Here is a 19720-nt window from a genome sequence, read left to right on the forward strand (position 1 = left end):
TTTTTGAGCAACAGCTTGCCTTCTGCTAAAAGGCTGCTACTTTTAGCTGCACTGATTTTTTAGTCTAAACTACAGTATGCGATCGACAGCTATCAAAGGACCGATCGGCACTATTCACATCATCGAAGCCAGCCCCCCTGTCACCGCTGCGGAATCCCAGGCGCTGCCGGTGGTGTTCGTGCACGGTATGACGGTTTCCGCGAGCATCTGGGAGGCGCAGCTTGCCCATGTAGCGCGTACCCGACGGGCGATCGCCCTTGATATGCGGGGACACGGCGATTCTGCACCGCCGGAGGACGGCAACTATGCGCCCGCCTCCTGTGCAGCGGATGTTTTGGCGGTACTGGATGGGCTGGGACTCGATCGAGTGGCGATCGTCGGGCACAGTTTCGGTGCTTGTATTGCCCTCGCCACAGCAGCCGCCGCACCGCAGCGCATCGCGCAGTTGATTCTGGCAGACCCACCTGGAGATTTTACCAAGGTGCCTGCAGAAGTGCACGAGGAACGCATCGTCCCCTACCAGAGGGCTCTGGAGACGGATGATTGGCGGGCTGCTGTGGAAACCAGCTTTAATGAGGCGCTGACAGGAAGCACGGCCCATACGCGCGATCGGGTTCTGGCTTGGTTGGCGGCGACTCCACAGGATTGTCTGGCTGGAATGTCTCGCGGGATGTTTGCCTTTGAAGCTGTTGATAATCTCGATCGCTACCTAGCAGCCCCTGGAACACGCGCCCACGCGATTATTGCTCCCTCAAACACTTTTCCCTTCAGCCTCCACATCCTCCGTCCCACACTGACGACAACTACGATTCCCGATACTGGACACTGGCTGATGCTGGATGCGCCAGAGGCCTTTGCTAGGGAACTGGATATTTGTTTGGAAGGTGTTTAATATAGAGACAAAATCTGTTAGTTTTACCACAATTCATCAAGAGTTAAGTTGTGGGGGTTTTTGAGGATGAAGGCGTTATTGTCTTTTATTAAGTCACCGCTACAGAGAATCGGTAAGCGTTCTTGATAAGCTTTAATCGCCAGGATATAATCTTTGTCTGCGAGTAAAGTTTGAATTTTCCGCAATTTGTCAGCTACCAGGCCGAGTAGAGTAATTTCGCCACTTAATTTTTGGGTATTTGGGGTGTGAACTTGCATAACAATTCCCTGAATAATCGTGTTGGGAATGCGGGTAAGTAGTTCGCTTAAAATTTCAATTTGAGGGCGATTTTCTGCGTTTTCTAGGGTTTGGATTGCCTCGCGGATGCGGGCTGCATAATCTCCCAGGTTTTCCCGGTTAGGTAGCAATATTTCAAATTCTTCTGCATCGGCTGTTGGTTTGTGCCAAAGTGTGGCATTATCTAAAAAAGGTTGGTCTTCATGCCAGCCGTGAGTTTGTAAGTAATTTCTCAGTTGATTTAGCTCGATTGTTTCGAGACTTTGGCTATCTTTTACGGTGACTTTCATGGTTGAACTCCTTGGCTAATTCCCTCCATAATTGACTGAAGGGTGGCGACTGTAAATTGGTTGGTTCTGGAGATGGCGACGGTGACAGCGTTTGTGTTTTGTGTTTTTGGCTTTCCCCGCAGCGATATCCAATATCCGCAGTTTCTGATGCAGAGTTCTGTTTCCGACTGGGTTAACCAGTCTTCCGGTGTTTCGGGGATTAAAACGACAACTAAAATTCGGGGAATGGCGAAGTCATCCATTCTTAAGTCGTCGTAGTTTTTGAGCTTTAGAGGGTAGCGGATGGAGCGATCGTCTTGGATATCTCTTGATGTAGATTTTAACTGCAATTCTAAGCGAGGTGCTCTAATGGGGCCAGTCCCGCCTTTCGCAGCTACTCCCCAGTCTACGCTGTCATCGTCTACGAATGGTTGGTAGAGGGAATAGCCGGCAACGGTGGTGAGAGTTTGCAGGTAGATGTTGCTGAATTGTTCTTTTTGTTGGTAGATGTCATTAATTAATTCTCTCTGTATTTTAGTAGTTTACTTGACTAAGAAAGAAGATAAAATTACGTCAATTGCTGACAAAATAGCAGCGCATATTAGTGCCCAGATAGCCCCTTTAAACAAATCTGATATTTTGTCTCTATTTTTCGCCAATTCCTTGATTGATTGATTCCAGTGTTCTATGATTAAGAGTCTATACTCTTCCTCTGTTATGTCAAGGCATTTTTCTCTTAATTCTTCGGGTAAAATTATTTGCCCTGCTATTTGCGGCTTAAATCCCAAGAAACAATAAATCAAAGAAATTATTAAAGCAAGGTAACTTGAAATTTTTAAAACCAAACAAAAATTACACTCCAAAGAAATATCCAAAGCATCAATATTTACTGCAAGCGAACGATCTGGTAAGCTGGAAAAAAAGCGAATTAGAGCTGCATCAAATCCCAGCACTACACCTAGTTTGGTAGTAAGCCTATTGCTACTCATATCTAAATCTTTTAATGCCTGCTCTGCGTATTCGTAAATTAGCGTTATATTGGGATTACATTCATTATTACTCAAAGGAACCTCCATGTCTAATAATTCAGCCGATCAGCAAGAGTCTAATACTTCTCGAAAACCTCCAGAACCTCCAAAACCTCCAAAAACTCCTGAACGCATCAAGTTTGAAAAGACGGTGCATAGGAAAAATGATGGTGCGGGTTCCTGATATTTCTAGCTAGGTTCTCTAAATCCTTCACCCCTATCTCACCTGAGAGCACCTTGGGCCGCAAAACATCACGGGTTACAGCTAGGGTGAAGGATTGCTCTAAGATTTTTCGATAATAGTTATCTTTACTTCGCACTCTCCGATTTTATCATTCCTCCTCAATTTCCACATCCACCGCTTCTAACTCAGCTTCCAACTGCTCAATCGTCGGCAAACATCTTTTCAGGAAAAGCTGTTTCTCAGTCAACAGCTAAATAGTCTATAACTTCTGCTCCCCATCCTCGCTGCTGTTGCCTGTTTAAAATATTCCGTCCAATTGACCAGTAAAGCAACACTAATTCGCGAATAACAGAAAGTACGGCCCGCACTTGATATTGCACAATACGTTCCTTAAGTTCTCGCCAAAAATCATGATAATCTTCAGCAATTGAGGAACTATCCGCCAGAACGCACCCTCTGCCGATTTTCCCGAATCATCGCCTCTAACTTGGCACTCTCGGCAAATTGCCTCTCCAACTTCGCCGTCAAATGCAGCATCTTCTCGTCCAAACCCTCCTCATCCTCCAATGCCTCCGCCTCCGCCCCCACATACCTCTCAGGGGTTAAAATATAACAGTTACCGTTTTGCTTTTTTGTTGCCTTTTGACTCCGCACCAGTGTTACAACTCTTCTGGAAAGTACATTTGCAGCAAATCTGCCCCGCCTGAACCCAACTGGCCTAACTACTCCAGAACTTAGGTAAAAAGCACCTAAAGTATGATGCGAAACTCAGGCAAAACTCTTATTCTATAAATCGATCGGGCATTAAACCGATATCCACAACCGCCAAGATTTATTGTCAAAAATTAAATCTTTCCGGCGAAAACTTGCTATTTACTGAATAAGACTTTAAAATCCAGCTATGTAAATCAAACTCTCAATGAGCAGCCCTGCAAGCACAAACCCGAAAGGGGTCGCAAGTGCGAAAAAGCAGCAAAAGCTACCTTTTTTAAGTCTTTCAACAGCAAAGCATTGGCAGAAAAACCCAGGGATCGACGGTTGGCATCTTGGAACGAATGCTTTGCTTGCCATACTACAAATGTATCAAAACTTGTCAGCCAAATTTAGTCCTAACAGATGCCTAGCTGTAACTCTTGCTGCGTAAGGTTTCAGTTTCTAATTAGGCTCGTTTTATTGTCTTTAACTACTTGAGTGAGGATTTGCTCGCATGGTTTCGATTTCTACTACTCAATCCGATGTGCTACCTTTGTCTTCGCCAACCGTTACCGCTGCAACCCAAAGCAGTGCGGCTGCTGCAACTGGGGTGTGCGTGACGGTTCACGGTCACTTTTACCAGCCACCTCGGGAAAACCCTTACCTGGACGCGATCGAACGCCAAGCCAGCGCCTCTCCAGCCCACGACTGGAACGAACGCATTGACATCGAGTGCTACCGCCCGAACGCCTTTGCCCGCATACTCAACGATCGCGGCGAAGTCGCGGGGATCGTCAACAACTACGAGTATATGAGCTTCAACATCGGGCCGACCCTGATGAGCTGGCTGGAACGCTATGACCCGGAAGTCTACCAGCGGATTCTGGAAGCCGATCGCAAAAGCTGTCAGCGTCTCAACGGTCACGGCAACGCGATCGCCCAAGTCTACAATCACATCATCATGCCCCTCGCTAACGAGCGAGACAAATATACCCAAATTCGCTGGGGGATCGCAGATTTCCGATCCCGGTTCGAGCGCGATCCCGAAGGAATGTGGCTCGCCGAAACCGCCGTAGACTACGCCACCCTCGAAGTTTTAGTCGCTGAAGGCATCCGCTTCATTGTCTTAGCCCCCTCCCAAGCCGAACGCTGCCGCCCGCTAATCGGGCAAAACCAAGAAGGGGAACCAGCGGAAAATTCCGAATGGCACGAAGTCGGCGGGGGTCAAATCGATCCGACTCGCCCGTACCGCTGCTATTTGAAACCAGAAATGCGGTTGATGGCTGACCACCAACTCTCGCCGCTGAGCACTCACTATTTTGGTCGCCAGCACTCCCAAAATTCTGCAGCCCCAACTACCAACACTCCCTACATCGATATCTTTTTCTACGATGGCCCGATCTCGCGGGATATGGGCTTCAATGACGTTCTCAGCAGCAGCCACCACTTGGCCGGGCGCTTGGGTCAAGCAGTGCGGGGAGACCACCGACCGGCTCAATTAATCTGCGTGGCGACGGACGGCGAAACTTTCGGCCACCACAAACACAGTACCGAAAAATGCCTCGCCTACGCCTTCACAGAAGAGTTTCCCCGCCGCGGCTGGACGGTGACGAATTTTGCTCATTATTTAAGTCAAAATCCGAGCGCTTGGGAAGTGGAACTCAAACCGGTGACGGCCTGGAGTTGCTCTCACGGGGTCGATCGCTGGCAAGATGATTGCGGCTGCGGTGGTGGCGGCGGATGGCACCTCAAATGGCGCCGCCCTCTGCGGGATACTCTGAATTGGCTGCGCGATCGACTGATTCCCATTTACGAAGAAGCGGGGCGCAAACTGTTGTGCGATCCCTGGAAAGCCAGAGATGAATATATTGAGGTTATCCGGGATCGATCGCCCACTAATGTTGACAGTTTCCTCGAACGCCATCAAGTGCGCCCCCTCGATGCCGGAGAACAGGTGGACGCCCTGCGACTGCTGGAAATGCAGCGCCACACCCTGTTAATGTTCACTAGCTGCGGCTGGTTTTTTGAAGAAATCTCGCGGCCAGAAGGCGTGCAAATTCTGCGCTACGCGGCCCGGGCGCTGGAATTGGCGGGCGAAGTGACAGGCATCCAGCTAGAAAACGATTTTGTCGCTCAACTAGCCCTCGTACCCAGCAACGTTGACTGTTTTAAAACAGGGGCAGAAGTTTACCGCCAACTGGTGGTGACAGCCCAAATTAGTCTCCGACAAGTAGCCGCCCACTACGCGATCAGTTCTCTGTTTGCCAAATATCCCCGCGAACAGCGAGTTTACTGCTATCAGGCCCTGCAGGAAGATTTCCAAATTCAGCGCATGGGCTCGATGACTCTGGCTGTGGGTCAATTGCAGTTAACCTCGGAAATTACGCGGGAAACAGAGATTTTTGTGTTTGCTGCGTTGCACCTCGGCGGCTGGGACTTCCACTGCTGTATTCAGCCTTTTGGCAGCCGCCGGTCTTACACTATGCTCAAAGAGCGGCTGTTTGGAGTTATGCAAGAAGCTTCGGCAGCCCACGCGATTCTGGAAATGGTGCGCCTGTTTGGGGATCAGTCCTTTAGCTTGCGGGATTTATTCGCTGAGGAACGCCACCGGATCGTGCAGTTGCTGAGTCAGGAAAATTTGACTCGGTTGGATCAGCTTTACACTCAGGTTTACCGCGAAAATTACGGGGTGATGATGGCGTTCCACCGAGACGAGTTGCCGGTGCCGGTAGAGTTGCAGGTGGCTGCTGAGGTGGCTTTGGGACACCGCTGTTTGACGGCGGCCAAAGCCCTGGAAGTGGAAACGGATGATGTGGAACCGCTGCTGGCCGAAATTGAGGCGATCGCCACTGAAGCCGGCCATCTCCGCTGTCGGTTGAACGTTCCCGAAGTCAAGGAAATTTTGGAAAAGATGGTTTGGCGATCGCTAGATGCGCTGCTGCAAGCAGGATCGGGTGTGGAGAATCGCTCGCCTGTCGAGTTAGAAGCTGAAATCCGCACGATCGAGCGTTTGATCGCTGTGGGCGATCGGCTGAGTCTGGGTTTGTGTTTGGACAAATCGCAGGAACTGTATTTCGATTCTCTGTACAGTCAAATTGTGCCTCTGTGTTTGGGCTGGCTGCAACGGCAAGATGCCTCGGCGGGCGAAACTGCGGGGGCTGCTGTTGCCTTGGAGATTGCGCGTTCAGGCGGCGGCTGGGAGTTGTCTTCGATCCGGCAGTTGCTGGAGTTGGGTCAAACCTTGGCTGTTGATGTTGAGTGTTGGTTAAATCAGTTAAGTAAATAGTTTCCTGATTAGCCTGCATCAATTCCCGCCCTTGAGAATCCGCCCGATCGAGCTTTAAAGGCCGATCGGGCCTACGGGTTCAACCGAGAATCGATCTGTCTTGCGGCTTCCCGGAATCGCGGCGGGCGATCGAAGCACCGACAGAGAACCGCCAAGTTTGTTTAAGTTTTCGCTCTACTTGTGGGAAGATAAAAAGACTGTCGCCAAAGCGTACAGGTGTTCTGCACTTGCACGCTTTGTATAGTTTGGAAGAAAGAACACTAAGTTTAAATTTATGAAAGTTGGCGATCGCGTTTGCATTAAAAACTCTGTTGTTGTCTACCACCACCCTGAAAATCGCAGTCAACCATTTGATATTAAGGGTATGGAAGGAGAAGTCGTGGCGATCGTTCACGAATGGCACGGCCGACCTGTCAGTGCTAATTGGCCGATTCTAGTACAATTTGACAAAAAATTTAGAGCTCACCTGAAAGAGGATGAGGTCGAATTGATATCTTCGGAAGTCTAGCTGTCTCAAAAGTTGAAGCCGGAGTCCACAGACAAAATCACATCCTGGCAGTCAATTTTAGATTTTAGATTTTAGATTTACTCCACAGATGAATCTGGAAGCTTGAACTGGGGTCTAAAATTTTTGGCAGATCAGTGATCCTGTCGGAAAACAATTATCCGTTTTCGGGCGGGTAATATAACTGTTTTAGAGTTTGTAGTGAGGAGTTCAGTTTTTTCTGTGGCTTTTAGTCGATCGACGGGACTAAAGTCCTTACTACAAACCATTTTTTGTTTTCACTCCTTAATTTTTCGACCGTCTGCGGCTGAACCAACCTAAAATATTCCAATCTCCCTGCATTTTCTGCAATTCCTGCTGATGCTGCTTGGCTGTAGCGTAATACCACTGGCAGTGAAGTTCTAGTTCTTGACGGTACTTAATTTCGTCGTAAAACTCGCGGACAATTTGGTGTCTCTGAAAAATTTCGGCCGCGGGAGTCGGTTCTGGGGCAATGTTTTGCAACTCGTGGGGCAGCATGATTGTTTGGGGGCAACGGTGGCTAATATTGGCTGTAATGACTTTAAGCTAACACACTCAATCGATTTTAGATTTTAGATTTTAGATTTTAGATTTTAGATCGTATCCGTTTGATTTGGAATCTTATCTGATGAAGTTTTGTAGGGGCCGGTTCGCCCAGATATTTGATAAGTATAGACAAATTATATCAACCCGCCCCGCCCCTATAATTGCGATGCAACCGGATTTGATATTAGTTTAAATTATTCAATCCAAAATCCAACATCTAAAATCTAAAATTCTGTTAAAGCCATCCCCGCAGACGATAAACGATTAAGCCGATGTATTCTTTCAAAGCTTTAGTTGACTGGTTTAACTGATAGGTGTCCGGCAATAAATCCAAGGCGACTGCTTGCCAATTGCTTTGGGATGCTGCGATATCCTGCTGCGTTATCTGAAAGTCTGTTGGTGCAGCAATTGCTTTTATTCCCTGACGCTGGAAAATTAAGAGCGATCGAGTCATGTGCATCGCCGATGTCACTAGCAAAACCGGCCCTTTTATAGCTTTAGCATCTAAAATTTTCCGCACGTTGACGGCATTTTGATAAGTGTTGTGTGAATCGGGGTCTTGCAGAATTGCTGATGCGGGTACACCCATTGTTTGGGCAATTTCTGCCATGTCTGCTGATTCGGGAGGCCCGCCACCTTTCCAATCTACTCTACCGCCGCTGAGAATGAGCAGGGAAGCTTTGCCTTGCCGATAAAGTCGGGAACCGTAGATTATTCGATCGCCCGCTTCCGCTAATTCTACCCAAGGACGGGGAGGTAAAGCTGCTTTGACACCGCCCCCCAAGACGATAATCGCTTCAGCTTGGGGGAGTTCGGCGGTTGGTAAGTTTTGCCATTCGAGCGATCGAACTAATGATTTTGAAACCCAACCGCTACTTCCGAGTAGTAAAATAATTAGAGCCGCAGCAATTGGCGCCGCCGCCCATTTCGGACGCTTCCAAAGTGTGATTAAAGCCGCCATCATTAACAGGCAACTTAACCCCAAAGGATAAATAAACAGCGGTAAGAGTTTCGATAGAAAGACAAACATTCTATTGGGAATTTTGCATTAGAAGTACACTCGCGTAGCCGAAGTATTGGGTATTGGGACGAAGCGCATTAGTAATTGTTAACTGTTAACTAATGACTAATGACTAATGACTAAAGCTAGCGACGATCCTCTGGTCCAGATAACCAGCCAAAAAATGTAGCAGCATCACCCCTAGAGGTTTTGCTATATTTATGGGCGTCCGTTTGCACTACTTCTTTATTGAGGATAGCATCCGAGGTTTTGTCCTTGGAATTCATATTCGGGTTGAGTAGTAATTCGTTGTGCCACCAAGCGACAATTAAACCTGCTGCCACGCCACCGATGACACCCAAGCCGAGACTCAGGACCAGGTTACATCCTACTAAGCGAAACCCAACGGTAAACAACACAAACCATATCAGCGCGGGGCTAAACCCCTTGGAGTCTCCGGTAAATTTTGGCATAAGCTGCAACTTTTTTTTGTAATAAAACAGAAAGATATTTACAATATTAGCAGACAATCAAATTGCCAAGGGCGATCGAACTGCAACTACTCCCCACAAATCAAGTTTAATTGTACCTCTAAGTCTTGGGCGGTATTTACAATGTTTACAGAAATTTGCTCTAATTCTGTAAAAGGTTCAAAAGCTGCTTGCTGGGAACTCAATAGTTCTGCCGTCGCGTCCGCAATATCGCCCTTGCGCTGTTGCAGTCGTTCTCGCAATACTTCAAGTGGTGCGGTGCAGTAAATGATTTGCAGGGGTAAGCCGTGGGATTGAGCCTGATTAATCGCATCGGTTCTCCAGTTTTGGCGATCGAACTTTGCATCTAAAATCACATCCCAACCTCGGTCAGCCAGAATTATCCCCAACTCTAACAATCTACCATAAGTCTGGGCCGTCATTTCATCCGAGTACAAATCTTGCCCCCCGCGTTCATTTAAAGAAATCCCGCCTAAATGTTTGCGAACCGCATCGGAGCGAATATGAATTGCCCCAGTGTGGCGAGCCAAATATCGAGCCGCTGTACTCTTGCCAGAACCAGACAAACCAGACATCAAAGTTAACTTTCCCCGGCGCGGTTTTGTGTATTGCCAAGCCAGTTTATAGTAATGAGCTGCTGTCTGTGAAATCTCTGCTTTTTGGGCAGTTGAAATAGCGGCATCGTCCAACATTAACGAAGTTACTTTCGCTCTAACATAAGCTTGACGGCTCAAATACAGAGGTAACAGTTGCAGTCCTTCCCAATCCCCTGTTTGTTCGATGTAAGTATTCAGAAAAGCATTACCCAAGTCTCTGCGCCCGCGCGATTCCAAATCCATTACAGTAAAAGCGACATCGTACATCACATCAACAAAGCGAAAAGGCTCATTAAATTCAATGCAGTCGAACAGCAATATTTTATCTTGCCACCATGCTATATTCCGCAAGTGCAAATCTCCGTGACACTCGCGAATTTTATTCTTGGCCATCCGCAGGTTAAACAACTCTTGATTTTTTTCAAAAAACGCATCTGTATAATCTTTAGTTTCCTGAAATTGTGCCTGACTCTGCGGCCCGCCGATATATTTTTGCGAAATCAGGTAATTGTTGTCTATTGCTGTCCGAATCTGACTGACTTCGCCAAATGTGCGAATGTAGCTATTACTATTTGCCGTGCTGTGAAATTTGGCAACTTCCCGCCCTAAGTCTGCCATAATTTGCTCGGTCAACAGTCCGCGTTCCAACAAACGGAGAAACAGCGAATCTTGAGGAAATTCCTGCATTTTTAGTGCGTATTCTACAGCAACTTCAGCCGGAGTTATAGCAGGTAAGTTGCTGCCAAATTGAAACGAATCCCCAATTTGAACAATTGGCAAAACTTCTAGATAAATTTCCGGCGCTGTGCGTCGGTTTAGCAGCAATTCTTCGTTGCAGAAATGCTGCCGTTTCTCCAAAGTTGAATAGTCCAAAAAGCCAAAATTGACTGGTTTCTTGATTTTGTAAGTATAATCTCCTGTCAGCAGGACAAAGGAAGCGTGAGTCTGAATTAGCTGCACTGGTTCTGTCACCCCGTGCGGGTAAAACCCGGGCTGCAACATTTGCTGAATCAGAGGTGGGAGACAAGTCATAGCGATTTTAGATTTTGGATTTTAGATTTTAGATTGGGGATTTGGGATTGGGAATTTTAGATTTTAAGTTGGGGAGTTTAGATTGGGAGTGCGGATGTTGACTTTAATCCGATTTATTATAGAGTTGATAGTTAGTGTCAAAAAAAGCAGCGATGACAGAAAATAATCAAGAATCTGGTTCAGTGGATGTGTTTGGCGTAGGCAATGCCCTAGTAGACATCCTAGCATTGGTAGAAGATGAATTTGTACTCGGCCACGGGCTGAATCGCGGCGGGATGACGCTGATGAATTCGGAAACGCAGGGGGGGATTTTGCACGATTTAGAGCACAATTCGCTGCAAATGCGATCGGGGGGTTCGGCAGCAAATACGATGATTGGTTTGGCTCAGAGCGGCGGTAAAGCGTATTATTCGGGGAAGGTTGCTAAGGATACTAACGGCGAATTTTACCGCCAAGATTTGCTGGCGGCGGGGATTGATTTTAACGTGCATCCTGCTGCTGAGTCGAACGGGCCTACGGGTACTTGTGTTGTGCTGACTACGCCGGATGCGGAACGCACGATGTGTACTAATTTGGGTGTTTCTACTACTCTGGCTGCGACTGATATTGATGTCGATCGACTGGCTCACTGCAAGTACAGTTATGTTGAGGGCTATCTTTGGGATGCTCCCGAGCCGAGAAAGGCTAGCATTGAGACGATGGAACAGTCTAAGCGTCTGGGTGTGAAGGTGGCTTTTACTTTTTCGGATGGCTTTTTAGTCGATCGATTTGCTGATGATTTTCACAAGGTGGTTTCGGAATATTGCGATGTAATTTTTTGCAATGCTGATGAAGTTCGGAGCTTTTTTAAGGAGGAATCTTTGGAAGAGTGCGCTCGGAAAATGAGCGAAATTTCGGATTTGGCTTTTATCACTAATGGGGATAAAGGCTGCATGGTGGTGGAGAACAAACAGATTGTTGATGTGGCGGGATTTCCAGTAAAGGCGATCGATACTGTGGGTGCTGGGGATGCTTTTGCGGGGGGTGTTTTGTTTGGAATTACTAACGGTTTGAGTTCTGTACAAGCGGCGCGCTGGGGCAATTATTTGGCTTCTTTGGTGGTGCAGATTCACGGGCCGCGTCTGGAGGGTTCTCAGGCTCATCTTTTGAGTGAGGTGATTTCGGGTTAGGAATTGAAAGGGGCGATCGCACTTTTTTTGATAAAGGGCGATCGCTCTTTTTAGCAACCGCAGATGAAGGCGGATTAACGGGGAGGGATTAAGGGCGATCGCTCTTTTGGTCCTAATGGCTATAATTCACGGGGATGCTGGTGAAGCCGGAGATTGGCATTGTTCTTGGTTTAATTGCTCCTGTGTTACACAACACTCAGGAGAAACCTCGATTGAAAGATTTTCTCCACCCCGCTTTATTTCAACAAATGTATTCCTAAATATTTTATTGGGTGGCATTGTTGTCATCTCACTTATTTGACTCATTGTCAAGTACAATTTATACCAAATTAGATGAGCTTACCCTGCTCCAACGGCGACATTACCACCGCCGTCAATCCTCAAAATGACTACTTCAAAAAAACCGAAAATCTGCTCAAAATCCTCAGAGATAAACCTTGCTTGCTCGTTTTCGATCGCGCCGACACACTTTTGAAAGCAGGAGAAGCCAAAGCCGCTGGTTATTTCGCCGACGATTGTGCAGAATATGCTTGGTTATTCAAACAACTATTAGAAACAGACCATCAAAGCAAAATTATTTTCACCAGTCGCGAAAGCTTAGCCGAATTGCCCTCAACAGTCACCCGCGAAATCCAGCTAAACGGATTGGATCGAGATGCCGCCGTTGCCCTATTGCATTCAGGGTAAACGCATCTAAATTAAGTTGACAGAAAATCATATTTGTGCATGAGTTTTTTTTATAAAACAATTCTTAAAACTCTTAAATCTGATGCAATTAACCCAGTTAAAATCGAGCTTTAAGGACTTCTAAATTCTCAAAGCTGAATCAATTTATATCGGGAATCCGTTTTAGTTTTCGAGCGTTAGCTGGCCGAGTCTAAAATTTGCACTAAATAATTATTATCCATTCCCGCCAGATACCGCTTCATTTTTAAACTTCCTTTAAATCCTTTTTCCTGTTTCAGTAAATTGACAGCTAAACGCCGTAGAAGAGCAAAATTTTCAGGAGAATGATCTTTACGAATACGACTCTTGTCTTCAGAAAAAGTAACATCCAATGTCCAATGTAAGCTATTTTCAATACCCCAATGACTGCGAATTGCTTGAGAAATCTTCTCGGCATTACTGGCTAAACTACTTAAATAAAACCGAACTTCTGTGGTAGTTTTATTCCACAAACGTCTTTCACTTACGACCATCACAACCGTTTTTAATCCCGTCCATAATGATTGATTATGAAGAGATGGCAACTCCGAGACTGCCACAGTCCAAATTTGTCTTTTTTCAACTCGATGATGCCCTCCTTCTATTTGTTGATAATAGCTATGCTCTCTGCCAGCAAACTTTTCTTTTCGAGCTAATTCAAACCAGTCTTTTACGTCTTTATGAAGAAGTTTTTGATTTCCCTTTAGCGCTAAAAGATAATCTCCTTTCTTCTTAATTATGAGCGCTGCTATTTCTTTCTGACATCCCAAAGCATCAATGGTTATTATGCTTCCCGCAATTTCTAGCATCTCTAACAAAGCCGGAATTGCTGTCACTTCGTTGGATTTCTTATTGACTTTTTTTTGCCCTAAAACTAATTGATGGGATGAAGACCATGCACTGACTATATGCAATGGTTTTTGGCTGTGATTCCGGTCATAAGATTGTTTCATTGTTTTGCCATCAATGGTTATGACTTCTAGCTCCAATTTTTTGGTAATTGAATTTACCCAACTCAAAAAACACTCTTGAAACTGCTTCGGTTCAAGTCGAGCAAATACTCGACTAAATGTATCATGAGAAGGAATTCCATTCGGCAGTTCTAGAAAACCTTTTAGCCATTCATATTTAGTTTTTCCATAGAGTTCTATTGCCCCCCATCCATCCGCACCGCTAATGACAGCTAGAATCGCAATGGCTACAATATCTATTAGTAAATGCTCTTTACTTCTTTCTATTCTTGGATCGGTCAAGGTCTCAAAATGGTTTAAAAAACTAACGTTCAATAAGTCGGTCGGATTCGATACACCTATTGTTTTTTGTTGGGAAGTTAAAGTCGAAGTAAACCCTTTCGCCATCGATCGCACCTATCAATTACGCACTTGATTTAGCTAAACACTTGATCTTATCATGTTTTAGGTTGAAATTAAGATGCGTTTACCCTGCTATTGCATTCTTTTAATCTGACTGCAAGTGCAGAAGAATTAGCCGAAATGTGCGATCGCTATTCAGGACATCCCAAAGCCTTACAACTCGTCGCAGCCTTGATTCGAGATGATACCGATTTTCAGGGAAATGTCGGGATTTTTCTGCACCAGAGAGACTGGTTGCTGATTCGAGATATTGAAAGAGCGATCAATGAAATGATAGCGCGTCTGGGCGACGGCGAGCAAACTTGTCTCAGCCGAATTTCTGTCTACCAAACCTCAGAATATCCGCTATCTTTTACAGGGATTAGTGCTCAAATGCCAGAAGTTAGCAAGTATGAACTTAAAGAAAATATTATTCAGGCACTCAAACGCCGACAATTGCTATATTACGATCGCCACCTCAAATCCTATCACTTGCATCCCCTAGTCCGAGAAAAGGGCGAGTACCTGCTAAGTCAAAATCCTGAAAATCTCCGTACAGCCCACAGCCAAGCCTATAATTATTATATTAGCATTCCCCTCAAACCAAAATCCGAATGGCAAGATATCGAGGATATTAAGCCGCTAATCAGAGCGCATTTTCATGCCTCTCAAGCAGGAGATTTAGATGCAGCAAATGCGATTATTTCTGAAGTATATGAGTATTTGCGGCAGTGGAATTGTGCTGAGTTAGTATGTGCAAATCTACCGTTGCTATTGTTAACGGAAGTGAAAAACATTAGCCTTTCAGAGGCGGGCAAGATGCGCAACCCCTACTCCCCACAAGAAACTTGATGTGCTGTGGAACGGGCATCTTGCCCGTTTTCTTATGATTAGTCAGGGCGGGCAAGATGCCCAACCCCTACTCCCCACAAGAAACTTGATGTGCTGTGGAACGGGCATCTTGCCCGTTTCTATAAGTCAGGGCGGGCAAAATGCCCACCCACAAAAAATCAGATATATTGACTTCAACCACTAGAATAAATCCCTCTTTCTTGCAGTTGCTGCATAAAAAACTCTTCCAAAGTAGGCTTAGCCAAATTCATGGCAATTAGCTGCCCTCCCGTACCGCTGAGACTAGAAAGAAACTCCTTCGGCTCGCCCTGCAAATGACCATACCACAAATCATTATCAACTTCCATATCCGGTATCCATTTTTTCAGGATATTCAAGTGGCCTCCCCTACCTTCAACCCGGTAAGTTTCAGTATTACCCAAGAGTTCGTCGATCGCACCAATGCAGATTAACTCACCCTTCGCCAAAATTGCCACTCGATCGCAAATCTTCTCGACATCAGACAATATATGCGAATTAAAAAAAATCGTTTTTCCTTGATTTTTTAGCGATAAAATTATCTCCCGCATCTGATAGCGTCCCATCGGATCTAAACCAGACATCGGCTCATCTAAAAATACCACATCTGGATTGTTAATTAAAGCTTGAGCCATGCCGATCCGTTGCAGCATTCCCTTAGAATACTGGCGCAACTGTTTTTTAATTGCCGCCGATTGAGATAGACCAACTAAGTCTAGCAAATTCGGAATTCGCTGTCGCTGAATCGAGGGGGGAATTTGAAATAACCCCGCCGCAAATTGCAAGAATTCCCAGCCCGTGAGATAATCGTAAAAATAGGGATTTTCTGGCAAGTAGCCGACTCGCTGCTTCACAGTGCGATCGCCCAAAGGCCTCCCCAACAGCAGCGCCCGCCCAGAAGTGGGGCGCACTATACCCAGCAAAGTTTTCAGCAGCGTAGTTTTCCCCGCTCCATTTTGCCCTAACAACCCAAAAGTTTCCCCCTCAGAGACAGTCAGAGTACAATTTTTGAGCGATTCAATTTTTTCATTCATCCAGAAGCCAGTACGGTAGAACTTTCCCAGATTAAATGTTTCTACCACTGGGGTAGCTCCGGGCATCTCGGTGGGATTTGGCGCATCTATAAGAGGTTCCATTTTTGTCAGATAAATAACTAGCACCTGATTATATTCTATTGCATAAGTTAAGTAATAATTGCTATTTTTAATGTTAAACTAATATTAGCTGTAGTTAAAATTTGCTGAATATGGATCGTTCAAAAATTGTTGCTATTATCACCGGCGTGATTTCTATAATTTTAGCAGTTGCCTATCTGCTGCTTGTCACCATCCTCGACTTCCGAGGCGAAATGCTGCCCGCACCTCAAAGTCAGTTGCCAGTCTCGCTGCCAATTCAGCAATTAGGCACTGCTAACCCGACTTTGCGAGCACCCAGCATTTAGTCTCAATCGTGAGAAACAATAGTTTGGACACTTTTTCTATGGCCCAATAGCTTATTCTCGCTTGACTTTGAGGCAAGCGTGGATAATTAAATCAATGTCACCTCTACCCCAGACGCGGCATTTAATTCGACTTTTTTATGATGCTTGCCCTGTAAGGATTGTAGTATCGTTCCAAAAACTGTCCGGAGTATTGGAGAAAATTAATACAATTAAAATTCCGAAATTTACCCAGCACATGATGTAGACAAAATTACCGATAAACTAACGATAGGTTGAGATAATCGGCTCATAATTCTCACCTATATTTTGGCTAAATAAAGTCAATTTAGCATGATGGAGGACTTTAGATATGAAACCGATAATCCTACTCGCTATCTTAACTCCTTTGTGGTTGACTCCACCCGCGAAAGCGGAAAATGTTACTTGTACCAGACAACGCATTGCAACAAATTACTGCAAAGATCATATTAGTCAAGCTCAGAATATTACTCTCGGACAAGCTTCGGATTTAATTAGTAAGTGGCTGGAGGCAAAGCAGACAATCTTTGCTCCTCCATTCGATCGCCAATTGCTGGCTAAAATGACTACAGGTATTTTGTATGCCGATACAGTCAAAGGGATAGACTATCTGAGAAAAAGCAATTCTCAGTACAGATACGGTGTCCAAAAAGTTGAATCCGTCGAACGCTTTGCAGCATCTGGGAACAAAGCCACTATTGAAGTCAGAGTCACCGAAGATGCCACAGTTTACCGAAATGGTAAAGTCGATAGTAGCAGTTTCAATACTAAGCTAGTTCGCTATACCTTAGAGTATTGGGATGGCATCTGGAAAATTGCCGACTCTCAAATTATCAGTTCTTGGTGATGGGTTAGTTGTTATTTGTTACTAATGAGAATTAGTAATTGCTAATGGTGAGCGGAACTAATAATCAAAAACCCTATAACAAATAACAACTAACAACTAACAAAAAACCACTAACTAATAGACATGAATTGCTTTCATCATGTGATATGCAACTAGCAACTGCGTCAAAGCTAGCGGATAACTTTGCAAAACTTCACCAGTTGTGCCGATCAGTTTGCCAATTTCCGGGTTGCCTTGGGCGGAACAAAATCCCCGCAGGTGTGGCAACTCGCTGCACAAAATCTTTTCTAGTTCGTTTACTTGCTCGCTGGTAGCATGGGAGTCTACTTCCAAAACGTCAACAGGTTTGCCCATATCCCGATCGAGTCCCAAGCGAATTGCAGGTTGAAAACTATCGCTGCCTCGACCTAAAATTTCAGTAAAATCAGGGTGAGGAATTGTCGGTCTGAGCACTAAACGGACGCTCAAATTGGATTCATTGTCCGCTTCTGGCGGGTAAAAACTAACTACAACGTCGGCCGATTTGCGCTGAGGACGAATGAAGTCTTCCGAGTCCGGTTCCCGTTTTTTTATTTCTGCAAGCACCTGTTCTTCAGTGTAACCGCGCTTCATGACATCGCGCTTAACTTTCCACTGAGTTCGCAACTCTTCGGGAGGAGCAAGATACACTTTTACGTCGTAAGAATCGCGGATTGTTCGGGTTGCGTAACCCAGCAAACCTTCAACTATTACAAATTTGCTGGGCTTGATGTATTCCGGTGGGTCGAATGTACCTGTGGTGTGGTTGTAGATGGGTTTGAGAATTGCTTGTCCGGTACGCAGCAGGCTGAGGTGCTGCTGCATGATGTCGAGGTGATTGCAGTCGGGATGCAGTGCTGTGATTCCGATTTCGGCCCGCTGCTTTCTGTCGTAGCGATGATAGTCGTCAGTGCAAATCACAGTGACATTTTCTGGCCCTAATACTTGGGCAATTCCCCGCGTCAGGGTGGTTTTGCCCGCTGCGCTGTCTCCGACAATACCGAGAATAATTGGTCGATCGCTCATTGTTTTTACCCGGACGCACAATAGCAAATTTTGTTGTCAATCTTAAATCTTATCAAAATTGTGTTCGATCCGATCGCTCGGTTTGACTTGCTTCCCCCGGAGCTCCCCCATGTGTAAAATTATTGTAAAATTTCTTAATATAATGGGGTACCGGAGACTCAGGGAGCATCTGATTAAAAAATCACGCCCATTTGTTAGCGCCCACGATGTCGATCGTACTTTTGAATCCAGCTATTGTCAGAATTTCGGGAAAATTACCCCTGCAAAGTATCCGGGTAGTCTTTTGTAGTGCAAATTGCAGCAGCGGTGGGACTCGTGGGATATTTTTGGTTTCAAAATCCGCAGCAAGCAGTGAATCAATTTGCCAGTCAATCGACGCCCAGGCCGATCGAATTTATCCGCAATATGAAGTTTTAGCCCCAGCTTTCGCTGTTTTGACAAATTAGTATAATAAATTTGAGTTGAGGAGGCAATCATGCCCTCACAAACCTGTTTTTTTTCCTGTTGCTTGCCTTCGGCAATGCGTCTTTCCGTGAAAAAAATAGGTTTGGACGCACCCGTGCGTAATTTATAAATTTAAACAAATTTTAAGTTTAACTAAGCCCGTAGCAAGCCGATGAATCAACCATCTTCAGAAAAATTAAGCGGCAGTATTTTAATTGTGGACGACAGTCTTAACAATTTATTGTTACTGGAGCTGATCTTATCCAGGAAAGGCTATAAAGTAGAAGCTGCATCTAGCGGTCAACTGGCACTCGATTCTGTGGATTTGGCTCAGCCTGACTTGATTTTGCTGGATATTATGATGCCCGATATGGATGGCTATGAAGTTTGCAGTCGCTTGAAAGCGAGCGCTAGGACTCGTGGCATTCCCATTATTTTTCTGAGTGCTGTGGTACAAGCTTCTGAGAAGGTGAAAGCCTTTAATGCTGGCGGGGCGGACTACATTACTAAACCTTTTCAAACCGTAGAGGTGGTAGCTAGGGTAGAAAATCAATTGCGGCTGCGGGAACTCGAGTTGCAACTGAGGGAGAACAATCTGATGTTGCAGCAGGAAATAGCCTATCGGGAACAGGCAGAAAGGGAAACGCGGTTGCTGTTGGAAACAACCAAGTCTCAGAAACAAAAAATTGAAGAATTGCTATTAAATATTTTGCCGAAAGCAATTGCAGAGCGCTTGCAGGAGGGGCAAAGCATAATTGCTGACAGCTTTTCGGATGTCAGCGTTTTATTCGCTGATTTGGTAGGATTTACGAGTTTTGCATCTCAAAGAAGTGCGGCAGAAACGGTGAAAGTTCTCAATCAAATTTTTAGTCAATTTGACGAGTTGTCGTTACGGCACGGTTTGGAGAAAATCAAAACTATGGGTGACGCTTACATCCCACATTCCGCAGATGTGGGTCGGATTTTTTTATCAGTTGTGAAAACTTGGAAGCCAAACAATTTTGGGCTGAA

23 protein-coding genes are annotated in these 19720 nt (G+C 45.5%); 11 read left to right on the top strand and 12 right to left on the bottom strand.

Annotated elements, in window-relative coordinates; genetic code table 11:
- Positions 1-76 precede the first annotated feature (76 nt).
- A complete protein-coding gene (locus tag QUA83_RS27240; protein WP_333297077.1) occupies positions 77-892 on the top strand; it encodes an alpha/beta hydrolase in 816 nt (271 codons plus the stop codon).
- A 23-nt stretch (positions 893-915) separates the two neighbouring features.
- Here the strand turns inward: QUA83_RS27240 and QUA83_RS27245 are convergent, their stop codons facing one another.
- The 3 genes from QUA83_RS27245 to QUA83_RS27255 are packed head-to-tail and all read right to left on the bottom strand — an operon-like array spanning position 916 to position 2501.
- Positions 916-1458 (bottom strand): hypothetical protein, encoded by a 543-nt coding sequence (locus tag QUA83_RS27245; RefSeq protein WP_333297078.1) that lies wholly within the window; start codon positions 1456-1458, stop codon positions 916-918.
- Positions 1455-1970: a DUF4365 domain-containing protein gene (locus QUA83_RS27250; RefSeq protein ID WP_333297110.1), complete on the bottom strand. Its 516-nt coding sequence runs from the start codon at positions 1968-1970 to the stop codon at positions 1455-1457. Before QUA83_RS27250 ends, QUA83_RS27245 begins: the two co-directional genes overlap by 4 nt.
- Before the next feature lie 9 nt (positions 1971-1979).
- The gene (locus tag QUA83_RS27255) at positions 1980-2501 is read right to left on the bottom strand and encodes a hypothetical protein (RefSeq protein WP_333297081.1); all 522 of its coding nucleotides are present in this window, start codon (positions 2499-2501) and stop codon (positions 1980-1982) included.
- A gap of 10 nt (positions 2502-2511) precedes the next feature.
- Between QUA83_RS27255 and QUA83_RS27260 the strand changes: the two genes are divergently transcribed.
- Positions 2512-2649, top strand: a complete 138-nt coding sequence (locus QUA83_RS27260) for a hypothetical protein (protein WP_333297082.1) — start codon at positions 2512-2514, stop codon at positions 2647-2649.
- A gap of 239 nt (positions 2650-2888) precedes the next feature.
- Here the strand turns inward: QUA83_RS27260 and QUA83_RS30675 are convergent, their stop codons facing one another.
- Together QUA83_RS30675 and QUA83_RS27265 are read right to left on the bottom strand one after the other, a co-directional pair.
- Positions 2889-3029 carry a DUF1016 N-terminal domain-containing protein gene (locus QUA83_RS30675; protein WP_445301821.1) on the bottom strand — a complete coding sequence of 47 codons (141 nt, stop codon included), beginning with the start codon at positions 3027-3029 and terminating at the stop codon, positions 2889-2891.
- Between the two features lie 55 nt (positions 3030-3084).
- Positions 3085-3303 carry a hypothetical protein gene (locus QUA83_RS27265; protein ID WP_333297084.1) on the bottom strand — a complete coding sequence of 73 codons (219 nt, stop codon included), beginning with the start codon at positions 3301-3303 and terminating at the stop codon, positions 3085-3087.
- A 553-nt stretch (positions 3304-3856) separates the two neighbouring features.
- Between QUA83_RS27265 and QUA83_RS27270 the strand changes: the two genes are divergently transcribed.
- Both QUA83_RS27270 and QUA83_RS27275 read left to right on the top strand, forming a co-directional pair.
- Positions 3857-6628 (top strand): DUF3536 domain-containing protein, encoded by a 2772-nt coding sequence (locus QUA83_RS27270; RefSeq protein WP_333297087.1) that lies wholly within the window; start codon positions 3857-3859, stop codon positions 6626-6628.
- A gap of 274 nt (positions 6629-6902) precedes the next feature.
- The gene (locus tag QUA83_RS27275; RefSeq protein WP_006635793.1) at positions 6903-7136 is read left to right on the top strand and encodes a ferredoxin-thioredoxin reductase variable chain; all 234 of its coding nucleotides are present in this window, start codon (positions 6903-6905) and stop codon (positions 7134-7136) included.
- Between the two features lie 282 nt (positions 7137-7418).
- Here QUA83_RS27275 and QUA83_RS27280 read toward each other — a convergent pair whose 3' ends face one another.
- From QUA83_RS27280 to QUA83_RS27295, 4 genes are all read right to left on the bottom strand, one after another.
- Complete coding sequence (locus tag QUA83_RS27280) at positions 7419-7652, bottom strand: hypothetical protein (RefSeq protein ID WP_333035767.1); 234 nt, start codon at positions 7650-7652, stop codon at positions 7419-7421.
- A 283-nt stretch (positions 7653-7935) separates the two neighbouring features.
- Entirely contained in the window at positions 7936-8730 is a 795-nt protein-coding gene (locus QUA83_RS27285) for a YdcF family protein (RefSeq protein ID WP_333297089.1), read from the bottom strand.
- A 116-nt stretch (positions 8731-8846) separates the two neighbouring features.
- Entirely contained in the window at positions 8847-9230 is a 384-nt protein-coding gene (locus QUA83_RS27290; RefSeq protein ID WP_333297090.1) for a hypothetical protein, read from the bottom strand.
- Positions 9231-9259: 29 nt separating this feature from the next.
- Complete coding sequence (locus QUA83_RS27295) at positions 9260-10819, bottom strand: AAA family ATPase (RefSeq protein WP_333297092.1); 1560 nt, start codon at positions 10817-10819, stop codon at positions 9260-9262.
- 152 nt (positions 10820-10971) lie between these two features.
- Between QUA83_RS27295 and QUA83_RS27300 the strand changes: the two genes are divergently transcribed.
- Both QUA83_RS27300 and QUA83_RS27305 read left to right on the top strand, forming a co-directional pair.
- Positions 10972-11988, top strand: coding sequence for an adenosine kinase (locus QUA83_RS27300; protein ID WP_333297094.1), 1017 nt, complete (start codon positions 10972-10974; stop codon positions 11986-11988).
- 333 nt (positions 11989-12321) lie between these two features.
- Entirely contained in the window at positions 12322-12675 is a 354-nt protein-coding gene (locus QUA83_RS27305; protein ID WP_333297095.1) for a hypothetical protein, read from the top strand.
- A 176-nt stretch (positions 12676-12851) separates the two neighbouring features.
- On the opposite strand, the gene QUA83_RS27310 is transcribed toward QUA83_RS27305, so the two are convergent.
- The gene (locus tag QUA83_RS27310) at positions 12852-14051 is read right to left on the bottom strand and encodes an ISAs1 family transposase (RefSeq protein ID WP_333297097.1); all 1200 of its coding nucleotides are present in this window, start codon (positions 14049-14051) and stop codon (positions 12852-12854) included.
- A 90-nt stretch (positions 14052-14141) separates the two neighbouring features.
- On the opposite strand from QUA83_RS27310, the gene QUA83_RS27315 reads away from it, so the two are divergent.
- The gene (locus QUA83_RS27315) at positions 14142-14897 is read left to right on the top strand and encodes a hypothetical protein (protein ID WP_333297099.1); all 756 of its coding nucleotides are present in this window, start codon (positions 14142-14144) and stop codon (positions 14895-14897) included.
- A gap of 173 nt (positions 14898-15070) precedes the next feature.
- Here QUA83_RS27315 and QUA83_RS27320 read toward each other — a convergent pair whose 3' ends face one another.
- Entirely contained in the window at positions 15071-16051 is a 981-nt protein-coding gene (locus QUA83_RS27320; RefSeq protein ID WP_333297101.1) for an ABC transporter ATP-binding protein, read from the bottom strand.
- A 110-nt stretch (positions 16052-16161) separates the two neighbouring features.
- Between QUA83_RS27320 and QUA83_RS27325 the strand changes: the two genes are divergently transcribed.
- Together QUA83_RS27325 and QUA83_RS27330 are read left to right on the top strand one after the other, a co-directional pair.
- Positions 16162-16356: a hypothetical protein gene (locus QUA83_RS27325; protein ID WP_333297102.1), complete on the top strand. Its 195-nt coding sequence runs from the start codon at positions 16162-16164 to the stop codon at positions 16354-16356.
- 349 nt (positions 16357-16705) lie between these two features.
- The gene (locus QUA83_RS27330; protein ID WP_333297104.1) at positions 16706-17221 is read left to right on the top strand and encodes an ARC6/PARC6 family protein; all 516 of its coding nucleotides are present in this window, start codon (positions 16706-16708) and stop codon (positions 17219-17221) included.
- A gap of 114 nt (positions 17222-17335) precedes the next feature.
- Here the strand turns inward: QUA83_RS27330 and QUA83_RS27335 are convergent, their stop codons facing one another.
- Positions 17336-18265, bottom strand: coding sequence for a phosphoribulokinase (locus QUA83_RS27335; protein ID WP_333297105.1), 930 nt, complete (start codon positions 18263-18265; stop codon positions 17336-17338).
- Between the two features lie 288 nt (positions 18266-18553).
- Between QUA83_RS27335 and QUA83_RS27340 the strand changes: the two genes are divergently transcribed.
- Positions 18554-18682: a hypothetical protein gene (locus QUA83_RS27340; protein ID WP_333297107.1), complete on the top strand. Its 129-nt coding sequence runs from the start codon at positions 18554-18556 to the stop codon at positions 18680-18682.
- 199 nt (positions 18683-18881) lie between these two features.
- A partial coding sequence (locus QUA83_RS27345) for a response regulator (protein ID WP_333297109.1) occupies positions 18882-19720 on the top strand: 839 nt, incomplete at its 3' end.

Origin of the sequence: Microcoleus sp. K1-B1, from assembly GCF_036704705.1 — a bacterium.
In the GTDB taxonomy this organism is placed as follows: domain Bacteria; phylum Cyanobacteriota; class Cyanobacteriia; order Cyanobacteriales; family Microcoleaceae; genus Microcoleus.